7 protein-coding genes are annotated in these 13,465 nt (G+C 39.1%); 1 reads left to right on the top strand and 6 read right to left on the bottom strand.

The window, feature by feature from the left end:
- Positions 1-11 precede the first annotated feature (11 nt).
- From ALPR1_RS06905 to ALPR1_RS06880, 6 genes are all read right to left on the bottom strand, one after another.
- Positions 12-1,595 (bottom strand): SusD/RagB family nutrient-binding outer membrane lipoprotein, encoded by a 1,584-nt coding sequence (locus tag ALPR1_RS06905; RefSeq protein ID WP_008199477.1) that lies wholly within the window; start codon positions 1,593-1,595, stop codon positions 12-14.
- Between the two features lie 10 nt (positions 1,596-1,605).
- Positions 1,606-4,731: a SusC/RagA family TonB-linked outer membrane protein gene (locus ALPR1_RS06900; RefSeq protein WP_008199476.1), complete on the bottom strand. Its 3,126-nt coding sequence runs from the start codon at positions 4,729-4,731 to the stop codon at positions 1,606-1,608.
- A gap of 939 nt (positions 4,732-5,670) precedes the next feature.
- On the bottom strand, positions 5,671-7,593 hold the full coding sequence (locus tag ALPR1_RS06895) for an OmpA family protein (protein WP_008199475.1): 1,923 nt from the start codon (positions 7,591-7,593) through the stop codon (positions 5,671-5,673).
- 4 nt (positions 7,594-7,597) lie between these two features.
- The gene (locus ALPR1_RS06890; protein WP_008199474.1) at positions 7,598-8,224 is read right to left on the bottom strand and encodes a 7-carboxy-7-deazaguanine synthase QueE; all 627 of its coding nucleotides are present in this window, start codon (positions 8,222-8,224) and stop codon (positions 7,598-7,600) included.
- 131 nt (positions 8,225-8,355) lie between these two features.
- Complete coding sequence (locus ALPR1_RS06885) at positions 8,356-8,808, bottom strand: GNAT family N-acetyltransferase (protein WP_008199472.1); 453 nt, start codon at positions 8,806-8,808, stop codon at positions 8,356-8,358.
- Positions 8,809-8,896: 88 nt separating this feature from the next.
- The gene (locus ALPR1_RS06880) at positions 8,897-10,501 is read right to left on the bottom strand and encodes an amidohydrolase (protein ID WP_008199471.1); all 1,605 of its coding nucleotides are present in this window, start codon (positions 10,499-10,501) and stop codon (positions 8,897-8,899) included.
- A gap of 173 nt (positions 10,502-10,674) precedes the next feature.
- Between ALPR1_RS06880 and leuS the strand changes: the two genes are divergently transcribed.
- Positions 10,675-13,449 carry a leucine--tRNA ligase gene (gene leuS, locus ALPR1_RS06875; protein ID WP_008199470.1) on the top strand — a complete coding sequence of 925 codons (2,775 nt, stop codon included), beginning with the start codon at positions 10,675-10,677 and terminating at the stop codon, positions 13,447-13,449.
- Positions 13,450-13,465: the final 16 nt, after the last annotated feature.

The following is a 13,465-nucleotide window of genomic DNA, read 5'->3' as shown; positions in this document are numbered from 1 at the left end:
TTAACTGTTAATTATTGGGCTTGCCAGAAAATCAAAGTAGTGAACTGGCTAACTCCGGTAGGAACGTTATCCGTGTTCAACTGGAATTCAGACGAAGCATACAAATATCTTACTGGCAACTCATCTGCTCTAGAAGAAGTAGACAGGATAGATGCGAATGTTTCTCTTGGATTAATAGAACCATTCACGATTTTTGGATAAGCAGTTCTTCTAAATTCAGTCCAAGATTCCTGACCGTTTAGGAAGTTAAGTGCAATGTATTTCTGCGTGATGATAGCTTCCAATTTTTGCTCGTCAGAGCTTGCTGACTCATAATTCACTAGGTAATTACCAGCATTTTCAGCCAAATAAGTGTCAAAATCAGCAGCAGGATCCATATCAGATGAAATGTTTCCGTCAGCACCTTTGTACAAGTACTCGAAAGAAGCAAGGATACCGTTTTCAAACGCACCTTTATCATCACCTGAAAGGTAACCTTTCATGTAAGCTTCAGCTTGCAATAAGTAAGACTCAGCTGCCAACATGATTGGGTAACCTGCAGTTCTACCTTTTAATAAACCGATAGTGTTTGTCGCATCAGATCCAGATCCAGTACCTACATACCATGCAGTCTGTCCTGAAAGTGCAGCAGGGTTATCAACCAAGTTACCAAGCTGTCCAACTGGAGTGTTGCTCAAGAAGCTACGGTAAGTAGCAGCACCTCTACCGTTATCAATAATTTTGGTTCCGTCATAGAAGCTATAAGTATAAATACTTGGAATAGCAGATCTACCTGATCCTGCAAGAGAACCTGCAGCATTTGAGTGATATCTATTCCAAAGTGGACTCTGCTTACCGTCAGTAGCGATATAACCTGGATTCAAAATAGCATCATCAGTCAAGAAACCAACTCCCATATCCATAGAAGCAAATTCAGTAGAAGCAAATCCACTAGTTTCAGAAGAAGAAGACATTCTTAGAAGAAGTCTCAATTTCAAAGTATTTGCAAATTGAGCCCACTTGTTTATATCTCCTCCGAAAATAACATCCGCAGAACCAAGACCGTTAGCACCTTCAGCATTTTGGAAAATATCAATTGCTCCGTTCAATTCAGCCACCAAATCTTGGTAAACAGCTGTTTGTGAATCGTAAGCTGGAGTTACATTCTCAGCTCCCTGAAGACCTTCAGAGTAAGGTACATCACCAAAAACATCTACTAGCATATGGAAATCAAATGCTTTCATTGTTTTAGCTACTGCTTGGAAGTAAGCCAAAGAAGGATTTTCTGCAGTTTCTTCGATGATATACTGATAGTTAATCAAATCATCATAAGTAGAACTCCAAAGTCCATTATAGCTTGAAGTAGTGTAGTTATAGGTTACTGTAGAACCCCAACCACCATAACCACCGGCATTGACGGTGTATCCATTAATCCACTGGGCACTGCTACTATAGCTTAGCAACAAGTTTCCTGTATTTGTCAAGGCGTTCGGTAACACCAATTCTGGTGTCGCTGAAGTAGCCTGGTTTGGATTCTCATTATCTCCAAGGAAGGACTCACAGGCCGTCAAAGAGATAAAAGAGAATGCTACTAATATTCTTAATATATTTTTCATTTCAATCTAATTAAAATGTTAATGTAATTGATCCACCGAAGAATCTAGTAGGTGGTGTTGCAGCCAAGGTTACAATACCAATTGCATTACCAGCGCTGAAGTTATAATCTGGGTCAGTATAAACGTTAGACTTCGGAGTGAAGATCAATAGGTTTCTACCTTGAGCGGTGATTGTAGCTCCCTGTACAAAACCAATTTTATTCATGAATGAAGTAGGGACATCATAAGAAATTGCAACCTCTCTAAGCTTCCAGTAATCACCGGATACCAAATAGTTTTCTGCAACATTTCTTCTGAAAGAACCATCAGTCCAGAAACCAGCTCCACCATCTGTAACAGTGATGTTAGTGTTCTCGATGTATGTACCTGGATTCTCAGGATCTTCATATACAGAGTTTGGAATTACGAAACGCTCTCTGTTGAAGTAAGTAGTGGTGATACCAGAACCGGAGAAGTCAAATGAACCTCCACCGTTATAAAGGATCTTGTATCCACCTCTATATTCTGCCAAAGCATAAAGTCTGAAGCCTTTGTAAAGAACCTCTGCATTCAAACCTAATCTATGCTTAGGAACTGTATTTCCTAAAACAGCTTGCTGTTCTGCAGCGCTTGGGTAACCAGTTCTTGGGTCTACGATGATTCTTCCTTGCTCATCTTTATTATATACAGTTCCCTGTAAGATTGGGAAAGGCTGACCTTTGATTGCATATACCTGAGCTTGTCCACCAGAAGAAAGAGCCAACTGATCAGAATCATCAGATAAAGAAACTACCCAGTTGTCATTGAATGTATAGTTAGCACCCACAGTCAATTGGAAGTTGTTTCTAGAAAGAGCTACCACGTTTAAGTTCGTCTCGATACCTTCGTTAGCCACCACACCGGTGTTTTGTAGGTAAGACGAGAAACCAGTAGAAGTCGCTACACCAGTTGGGATAGTTTGGTTCTTAGTTTCTGACTTATAGTAAGTGAAAGCACCGTTGACTTTGTTTTCAAACAATTGGAAATCAAAACCTGCCTCATAAGCTGTAGTGATCTCTGGCTTAAGATTAGCAGCTACCAATCTGTTATCCAAAGAATACCCTGAAAGACCTCCGTAAGGGAAACCTGCAGATGGGCTGAAAGTTGGAGCTAATTGGTAAGCACCGAAGTTACTGTTGTTACCCAAGTTAACTTGACCTACTTGAGAGATACCACCTCTAAGCTTGAACAAGTCAAAAGTACTAGACTCCATTAAAGCAGGAATCGCGTTTGTAGCATCGAAAGAAACAGATGCTGCTGGGTAGAAGAAAGAACGGTTATCTTTCGCAAGGATTGAAACCCAGTCATTTCTACCTGTCAATTCTAAGAATAAGAAGTCTTTATAGGCAGTTTTCAACTGAGCAAAAACACCCACCTGAGCTGCTTGATAATTTGCTTCTGAAGCAGAAGCTTCACCTACTCTATTGGAAACGTTGTAAAGTCCTGGGATTACGATACCGTTAGCACCAGTACTTACGCTTTTATATCTGTTTTGTCTTAAACTGTTACCCAACAATAAATTGAAGAAGAAATCTTCTCCAGCCGCTTTTTTCAACATGATCAAAAGATCGGAGTTGATTTGCGTGTTGAATCCAGAGTTATCACTTACACCACCGGCGATATCTGTTTTAGCAGCAGAAATATCCTTTGTGTAATCAGAGAAAGTAAACTGACCTGTAGTAGACTTACTGTAGAAGTATCTGTTAGAGATACCTACACGGTAGGTTACGTCCATCCACTGTATAGGCTTATACTTCAATTCAATGTTACCTACGATGTAATCATTTCCTGAATTCTGACGGTTATTATCGATCGCGAAGTAAGGGTTATCATAATACTCATTGTAGTAACCATTAGGATTAGCGAAGGGATCGTTCTCCCAATCTTGGTAGCTAGTCAAAGGTATATGAGCTGGCGTTTGAAGAATATTATCAAACATACCACCCGTTACAGTTGTGATATCGTATCTATTCTGCACGTAGTTAGAAGAGTAGTTCAATGCGAATTTCTTGCTGAATTCTCTTGTTCCGTTGAATCTGATAGAAGCTCTAGTGTAGTTATCACCTGGAGTCGTACCGTCATTATTCAAATACTGCGCAGAGAAGAAAGTGGTTGAGTTTTCACCACCACCTGAAACAGTTACATCAGTTTGATTAGTGATACCAGTTTCCCAGAAATTATTTTTAGCTCCAGTTGGAGAATAAGGAATAGTTTGGATAGATCCATCTTCCAATGGCTTACCAATATTTACCATAGAACCGTCAAATCTTGGTCCGTACTGCTGATTTTCGTAAGGAACATACTGATGTGGGTAACCACCGGCATATCCAGAACCGAACTGATCTTGAATTTCAGGATAGAAACTCACATTTTCCAAGTTCATAGTATGACCTACAGTCACACGAGTACTTCCTGCTTTACCTTTCTTAGTAACGATGATCAAGGCACCATTAGATGCAGCAGATCCATAAAGAGCAGCAGCATTTGAACCGTTCAATACAGTGATTTCCTGAATATCTTGTGGATTCAGGTTTCCTAGAATAGAATTAGGGACAATTACATTATCCACAACTACTAAAGCTTCGTTGTTACCTGTTAAAGAACGGCTACCTCTTAATACTACTCTTACGTTAGGGTTTACACCAGAACCAGTAGTATTAATCTGCATACCTGCCACTTTACCAGTTAGACCTGCAGCTACGTTTACTGCTCTACCTTGAGCAACGTCACGAGTTTCAATACTAGTAGCATTGTAACCCATCTCGATTCTTCTGGATTCGATACCAGCAGCACCGGTTACTACTACCTCCTCTAGACTTTGCGCATCTTCACGCAAAACCACATTAATGATGGATTTTTGTCCAACATTAATCTCTTGAGTAGAGGTTCCTATAAAACTGAATACTAAAACCGCATCCGGTCCAGGAACAGTAAGAGTGAACTTACCGTCAAGGTCGGTTGCCGTTCCATTTGTTGTGCCTTTCACAAGCACTGTTGCACCAGGGATAGGTGATCCATCCTCGCCGGATGTCACCACTCCTGTGACTTGACGTGATTGAGCAAAAGCGATAGCTGTTGCCAAACAAAACGTCAATCCAAGAAGTAATATTTTCTTCATAATGGTTTGGTTGATATTTAATTAAGCGGTAATACTAACTTTTCTTTATAAGTATACCATAACTTTTAGATAAAAAGTTGACGGATGGTTAAATCAAAAAAAACAAATAAAATAGAGGTATCACCTAAATTTTCAGCATATTATTTTTGTCCTTTTCTTTTAAAGGCCGATTTCAGAAATACTATTTCATTAATCATAAATATTTCAAAAGTTAATTTTTCTAAATTTTCTTAAATATTTAATATTTTAGTTGTTTTTATGATAATCAGAAATTAACACTTATTTACCTTTAATAGCATATACCTTATTTGGTATTTCACATGAAAACAGAATTTTAAATAGACTTATATATAATAAAACAAGTAATAATTCTAAAAATCAGGTTAAAATTTCATCCAAAAAATTGATGAATAACGCCAAAACCCTATCATACCGCCTTTTTAGGAGCACAAACTGCAAAACCCATTCAAAACCGGACTAAAACATTCTTTCCAAAGACGGGAATTAAAATAAATAACATATACCAATGACCATTAGCGAACACAATATCATTATACTATATATATTAACAATCACGAAATATACTATTGATCAAATTAACCAAAGCTGAATATCATATATATAATAACCCTATAAACCAATTTAATATAAAATCACATAGTCTTTTTGTACAAAAATCTCATTTATAAAATGCAATTAATAGAAGTACAATTTAAGACTTCAGTTAATTATTAAAGAAAAAACAGGTTGTTACCAATGATTATTTCAAATAGAAACTAAAAAACAAAATAGTAATTCATAAAAATTTAGTTAAACAGAATATAAAATTTCAACCCAATAGATTATTGTTAGATAATTTGAATATAAAGGAGGTTAATAATTTAATTTTACCAACATCAATTAAATTATTCTGTGAATCAAAGGATTTAAAAAATTATCCTAAAGAACCTTTACGGTGATTCTTCGGTTCAGCGCTTGGTTTTGAGAATTCGTGTTGGGCACCATAGGTTCTTTATCCCCTTTACCTTCTACCATTACACGCCCAGGGTGCATTCCTTGCTCCACAAGATATTGCTGTACACTCTGGGCACGTTTTAAGCTAAGCTCTTGATTGTAGCTAGGAGAACCCACGTTATCGGTGTGACCTGAGATCAGGATATTTACGTTTGAGTTTTCCTTTAAAAATTTCAAAAGCCTTTTCAAGGAACTTAATGACTCAGGCTTTAAGTCGTATTTATCAAAATCAAAGAAGATGTTTTCAAACACAAACTCCTCCCCTGGGGCCACAGGAACCAGTTCTACATCGAGATCTTTTACATTCTGAAGCTTATCACGCTCCACATTGTAGATCTTTGGCAAGAAGCCTTTCTTTTCCACATAAAGACCTGAGATAGATTTTTCAGGGTAGAGCATCATAAACTCCCCTGTCTTTCCATCCGCTTTAAATTCGTATAAAGTACTGTCATTGGCTAAGGAGACCAAAGAAAGTGTTGCATCTATGGGCTCCCCTGTTTTTGCATTAAAAACCTTCCCTCCCGTCACCGTTAAGTTTTCACCCAAATAGATTTCCTCAGGAAAATTAAACCTATACAACAAGGATCTGTCATTTCCATTTTCCGCAGAAGTTAATTCTGTGAAGTAGGCATAGTCTTTTTGGGCAGTAATAAATAAAGCGACTTGATCTAGATGATCATTAATAGGTAAACCCAAATTCTCAGGCTCCGTAAATTCTCCCCCCTCCACTCGCGAAAGGAATATATCCATTCCCCCAAAACCCTGGTGCCCTTCGGAAGCAAAAAATAAAATCTCATTATTAAAAAACATAAAGGGTGAAACCTCATCCTTCGCAGTATTGACCGGCTCTCCTAGATTTTGGGCTTCCGACCAACTGCCATCCTCTTGCCTAACGCTATACCAAATATCATTGCCTCCAAACCCACCTCTTCTATTAGAAGAAAAGAACAAGATTCTACCGTCTGCAGAAAGAGAGGGCTGAGAATCCCAAGACCTGGAATTCACTTCTTTCCCCATGTTCTTCGGCCGTTGCCAGATTCCGTTCGTTTTATAAGCGATGTATAAATCGCAGCTTCCTTGACTATCTGGAGCATCACAAGAAGTATATATCAAAATATTTCCATCCGCAGTGACTGAACAGGTCCCTTCGTTGTATTGAGAATTTATAGTAGAGGCAATACCAACAGGAGGCGTCCATGTACCGTCTGGCTCAAGGTATGAAGTGAAGATATCTTCCTTATCGAAATTGCCTGTACCATCTCTCTTGGTAAATAAAATTTGTTCTCCATCTGCTGTTAGGACTGGAAAATATTGGAGTTGAAATTGATTGATCGGTTCATCTAGCTTTTCTTTTGTGATTGCTTTTGCTTGTCCTAGCTGATTTTCCAAAAAATCCATTTGCTCTTTCATCTGAACGTAGTAAACGGTCTTTTTAAAGTCTGCATCAAAAAGTGGATCAGAATTCTGAAATTCATCAAATGCTTTTTGAAACTCACCTTTGTCCAAATATAAGTTGGTAAAGAGCCATCCATAATCCGCTACATTCTTAGGACTGGCATTCTTTCCTCCGAGCCTGGACTTCCCTGCAATTGCTACAGTCTCAGCCTCCTCTATCCTTCCTTGAGTCATGAGCAACTGAGACATCTTTACATAGGCTTCTAAAAAGGAGGCTTCTCTATTAATCGCATCCTGATATTTTTCTATTGCCTTATCATATTGTCTCGAGAGTGTCAGCTCCTCTGCCTCCTTAAAAAATTTGATTGCCCTACCATCAATGATGGAATAAGTCTGAGCTTGTGCTAGACTACATATGAAAAAAAGTACAAAAACAGCGAAAATTCGTCTCATGGACTTAGGGTATGTCCATAAATTTATGAGTTTGAAGCGAAATTTTCCAATTTGGATGATATTTCGAGTAGTTTATAATTAAAGGAGTGAATTTCTCTGATTTACTCCACTCTGGTTGAAGCCTCAATTCGCAGTTCTCATTGACCTTTAAAGCATGTTCTTCAGCAAAAGCAAAGTCGCTATTGTGAAACACAACCACTTTTAGCTCATTTGCCACCTTATATATAGAAGGATGAGGCTTCTTGAATTTCTTGGGTGAAAAACATACCCAATCAAAATCTCCAGAAAACGGATGTGCCCCGGAAGTTTCAATATTCGTAGTAAAGCCTTTTTCTTTCAGAAGGGAAGTCAAAGGCCCAAGATCATACATCAAAGGTTCTCCTCCCGTAATCACTACTAGTCTCCCCGGGTATTTTACTGCCTCAGCGACAATTTCTTCAATGGGTAAAATTGGCCATTTACCAGCTTCCCAGGATTCTTTCACGTCACACCAGACACAACCTACATCACAGCCCCCAAGCCGGATAAAATAAGCAGGATGTCCAGTAAATCTACCTTCCCCTTGGATGGTATAAAATGCTTCCATCAAAGGAAGCGATAAGCCTTTTGCAATCAATTCTTCTGTCTTCATGAATTTTTGATAAAGCGGGCAATTGAACCGCTGGTGAAAATCAGGGGCAAAGGTAAGGTTTTTTAAGTTGTGAAGCGATAAAGATCAACTTTGTAAAGTTACCCTATTCAAAACCTGAACAAATATTGGGGCTATAGACGTTTATGCATCAAGATTCGATAATCCCTTACGTCACCTTTTTGGATCACTTCCTCGATATGAAACCCTCTTTTAAGTCCAAACATTACCATAGCCGTAAAGCGATTTCGAGTTTTAAAAAAGACTTCATGAAACCCATTTTCTTGAGCCCATTTTTCTTGATAGTCTGCCAAGCCTTTTGCGACTCCAGTTTTTCTGTACTTAGGAATCACTCCACCCATCCAAGAATAAAAAATTTCAGGGTTGTCGCTTTCATAACCCACTTTAAAACCAGCAAGCTCTCCATTTACCTCCGCCACCAAAGCTAAATGAAGTTTATCTTTTAGACGATCTTGATAAAAGTCGATTTTTACTTCACCCTCAAACTCCGGGATTAACAGATGAATTTGATAAAGCTCTTCTAAGGAAGCTTTTTTGATTATGAATCGATCTGGCTTTTCTTTCAAGGAAAGGACATTAAATAAAAATTGGAAAACTGGCTTCTATACAAATTTAGTAAAAGCTCAGTTTTCCAATCTTAACTATTGCTATAATCTAGTCCTTTTTAAGCGTCGGGTAAGTCACTCCCAATTGCTCCAAATAGCTATCATATTTGGTTTCATCATAATAATACTTTTCCATCATAGGACGATATAAATCCATGATTTGCTTGTTCAAATAAATTGGCGCTTCATCATCAGCAGAAATCATCGGTTTATATTCTTCCTCTTTCGTCTGAACATTTTTAAAGTAATCCCAAGCTTCATCCACCAATTCAGGATTCAGTAGAAAATCCAAAATCGTCATTGCTTCAGCTTTGGCTCCCGCTGTAACACCTTTGTGAGCAATCGGTGTGGCCATTGCAATAGCATTTGCCCAATGATGACCTGGAAGTCCAGGGATATTGGATGGAAATCTCATCGTGACTGTAGGCAGCACCCAAGAAACATCACCAATATCATCAGAGCCACCAGAGCGAGGAGTCGTTACTGGCAAGCCTATCGTATCCAACTTGGTTGGAAGTCCTTCTTTTCGAGAAGAATTTACTTCCTCCTGAACTGCTTTGGCTAATGCCTGATCTTCCTCAGACCATTCGGGTAAACCCACTTTTTGGATGTTAGCGTACATCTTTTCAGCAATAACTTTGTTGAAATGCCTTGGCCAAGCAGTTCCAAGAATTTTGGACGTCATCTCAGTATCCGTCATCAATGCAGCACCTTCAGCCATTTTATTGGCCACATCGTACATTTCCATGATTCCGTCATATTTCACATCTCGGAAATAATACCAAATAGAAGCTTTTGAAGGAACCACATTGGGCTGATCTCCACCATCAGTAAAAATAGAGTGTGACCTCTTTAATGGATCTAAATGCTCTCTTCTATAATTCCAACCTACATTCATTAATTCAGCAGCATCCAATGCACTTTTACCCCTCCAAGGAGCACCAGCTGCATGGGCGGCTTCACCACTAAACGTATATTCTACGGAAATCAAGCCAGTACCGGAGGCCTGTCCATAGCTTACTCCCAAATTGCTACCCACATGGGTGAAAATACAGATATCTATATCATCAAACAGTCCATCTCTCACGAACCAAGCTTTGGAGGCAACCAATTCTTCTGCAATTCCTGGCCATAGAATCAGCGTTCCGCCGATATCTTCCCTTTCCATGATTTTCTTCACCGCCAAAGCTGCAGTAATATTAAGAGGAATCCCTGCATTATGACCTTCCCCATGTCCCGGAGCTCCATCTATAATAGGTTTGTGATAGGCAACTCCTGGATATTGAGAAGCCTTTGGGATATCATCGACATCTGAACCTAACGCGATGACGGGCCCATCTCCATTACTCCATGTAGCAAACCAGGCAGTTGGAATACCTGAAATACCCGTTTTTATTTCAAACCCATTTTCTTGGAGAATTCCTGTGAGGTACTTGGAAGACTCAACCTCTTGAAAGCCAAGTTCAGCGAAACTAAAAATCTTATCGACCATCACTTGGCTCATTTTAGCCTCCTGCCCTACAATAGCCGCAACCTCTTCCTTCAAAGCTTCCTGTTTCTTTTCGGAAAGCTTTTTTTGCGCCACAACCAAATTGCAGCATAATAATGCGGAACAAACAAGAAGCGTTTGTCGCCATTTAGTAATAATTTTCATATGATTGGTGGTTAGGTTTTTCTGAAAATACTAAAAAGACCTGAGTTGATTTCAAAAAAATGATCAAAGGGAAATATTAATAGACAGGAGGAATTAGGAATTTTCATTCCAAACCCAGTCAATTTTCCTATTTTTGCAGGCGTTTAGCTAAAAAAATTAAGAAAAGTTCAATCATGGCGGAATACACTTTTAGGGAAATAGAAAAGAAATGGCAGGCTTACTGGGAAAAGAATCAAACGTTCCTAGCTAAGGTCAATCCTGACAAACCAAAGTTTTACACCTTGGACATGTTTCCATATCCTTCAGGCGCTGGGCTTCACGTAGGCCATCCACTGGGATATATTGCTTCCGATATCGTCGCTCGATTTAAAGCACTCAAAGGCTTTAATGTACTTCACCCGATGGGTTACGATAGTTTTGGCTTACCTGCTGAACAATATGCGATTCAGACTGGGCAACACCCTGCTATTACAACCGAACAAAATATCACCAGATATACGGAGCAATTAAAGAACATTGGTTTTGCTTTTGACTGGAGTAAAGAGGTAAGAACCTCCAATCCAGATTATTACAAGTGGACCCAATGGATCTTTATGAAGCTTTTCAACAGCTATTACGACCAAGATGCTGATAAAGCCCTTTCCATTGAATCTTTGATTTCAAAGTTTGAAACAATTGGAAATGCAAGTGTAAAGGCTGTCTGCGATGATGAGACTCCTACTTTCTCTGCTGACGAATGGAATGCTTTCTCCGATCAGGAAAAGCAAGAAATGCTTCTTAAATATAGATTAACATTCTTAGCTGAAACCACGGTTAACTGGTGCTCTGCCTTAGGAACTGTTCTTTCTAACGATGAGGTGAAAGATGGTTTTTCTGAGCGAGGTGGACACCCAGTGGAGCGAAAGAAAATGATGCAGTGGTCAATGCGAATTACTGCCTATGCCGACCGATTATTGAAAGGTTTAGACAAAGTGGATTGGTCAGAGCCTATCAAAGAAATGCAGCGAAACTGGATCGGGAAATCTATCGGAGCAGAAGTAATTTTTGACGTCAAAGACTCTGAAGAAAAAATCAAAGTATTTACCACCAGAGTGGATACTATATATGGTGTTACTTATTTGGCTTTGGCTCCTGAATCTGATTTAGCAGCAGCGCTGATCACAGAAGATCAAAGAGAACAAGCCGAAGCCTACATTGAAGTTGCCAAAAACCGTTCTGAGCGTGAGCGAATGAGCGATGTTAAAACAATTTCAGGTGCGTTTACAGGTTCTTATGCCATTAACCCATTTAATGGTGAGGAAATTCAGATCTGGGTGGCTGATTATGTTTTGGCAGGTTATGGAACTGGAGCTGTCATGGCCGTTCCTGCTCATGATGAGCGTGATTACAATTTTGCCAAACATTTTGACCTTGAAATCAGACAAGTGATTGAAGGTTCTATGGAAGAAGGGTCATTCCCGGGCAAAGATGGATACATCATCAATTCCGGCTTTATTTCTAATATGTATATGAAAGAAGCCATGATCAAAGCCATCGAATTCTTGGAGGAAAAAGGGATTGGTAAAGGTAAAATCCAGTACAGAATGCGGGATGCCATTTTCACCCGTCAACGCTATTGGGGTGAGCCTCTTCCTGTTTATTTCAAGGAAGGACTTCCTTATCTAGTAGATGAAAAAGACTTGCCTTTGGTTTTACCGGAGGTTGATAAATACTTGCCAACGGAAGATGGTGAACCACCTTTGGCACGCGCCACAGATTGGACTTACAAAACTGCAGATGGTGAGTTCCCATTGGAAAAAAGTACCATGCCAGGTTGGGCTGGATCCAGCTGGTATTTCTTTAGATATACTGACCCTAAAAACGAAAGTGAATTTGCTGATAAAGCAAAAACTGATTATTGGGGATCTGTAGATTTATATATCGGTGGCTCTGAGCATGCGACTGGACACCTTTTATATTCCAGGTTCTGGACCAAATTCTTATATGATTTGGGTGTAGTAAGCATCGATGAACCATTCCAAAAGATGATCAACCAAGGTATGATTCAAGGTAGATCAAACTTTGTTTATCGAGTAAAAGGAACCAATCAGTTTGTGAGCCACGGCTTGAAAGATCAATACGATACTTTTGCCATGCACGTGGACGTGAATATCGTTTACAACGACCAACTGAATTTGGACAAATTCAAGGCTTGGAGACCAGATTTGGCAGACGCTGAATTCATCTTGGAAGACGGCAAATATATCTGCGGATCAGAGGTAGAGAAGATGTCTAAATCCAAATACAATGTGGTCAATCCAGATGATATCATCGAGCGTTACGGAGCTGACACTTTGAGATTGTATGAGATGTTCTTGGGCCCATTGGAGCAATTCAAACCTTGGAATACAAATGGCATCGATGGAGTTTTTAAATTCCTTAGAAAGCTGTGGAACTTATACCATAACAATGCCGGTGAATTTCAGGTTTCTGATGCTGAGCCAAGTCAAAAGGAATACAAAGCACTGCATAAGGCTATCAAGAAATTGGAAGAGGACATGGAAAATTTCTCTTTCAACACTTCGGTATCAAGCTTCATGATTTGTGTGAATGAATTGACTGCATTAAAATCTAACAAAAGAAAAATTCTTGAGCCCTTGGCGATCTTGATTTCTCCTTATGCACCGCATATCACAGAAGAACTATGGAGCTTATTGGGTAATGAAGAATCCATCACGAAAGCTACATTCCCAGCTTTTGATGAAAGCTATCTTGTAGAAAGCTCCTTTGAATACCCAGTGATGATCAATGGTAAAATGAGAGTGAAGATCAACTTAGACCTTTCTCTTTCTAAGGATCAAATACAAGAGGCCGCTTTGGCAGATGAGACTGTTAAAAAATGGCTGGATGGAAAGGCTCCAAAGAAAATAATTATTGTCCCAGGTAAAATCGTAAACCTAGTTGTCTAACAAAACCTGAACAATA

Origin of the sequence: Algoriphagus machipongonensis (assembly GCF_000166275.1) — a bacterium.
Lineage (GTDB): Bacteria > Bacteroidota > Bacteroidia > Cytophagales > Cyclobacteriaceae > Algoriphagus > Algoriphagus machipongonensis.
The sequence above is the reverse complement of the archived record's forward strand: the minus strand, read 5'-3'. Positions and strand labels throughout refer to the sequence as shown.

Coding starts and splice junctions, on each gene's coding strand:
- ALPR1_RS06905 (WP_008199477.1), bottom strand. CDS start 1,595: ATGAAAAATATATTAAGAATATTAGTAGCATTCTCTTTTATCTCTTTG.
- ALPR1_RS06900 (WP_008199476.1), bottom strand. CDS start 4,731: ATGAAGAAAATATTACTTCTTGGATTGACGTTTTGTTTGGCAACAGCT.
- ALPR1_RS06895 (WP_008199475.1), bottom strand. CDS start 7,593: ATGAGACGAATTTTCGCTGTTTTTGTACTTTTTTTCATATGTAGTCTA.
- ALPR1_RS06890 (WP_008199474.1), bottom strand. CDS start 8,224: ATGAAGACAGAAGAATTGATTGCAAAAGGCTTATCGCTTCCTTTGATG.
- ALPR1_RS06880 (WP_008199471.1), bottom strand. CDS start 10,501: ATGAAAATTATTACTAAATGGCGACAAACGCTTCTTGTTTGTTCCGCA.
- leuS (WP_008199470.1), top strand. CDS start 10,675: ATGGCGGAATACACTTTTAGGGAAATAGAAAAGAAATGGCAGGCTTAC.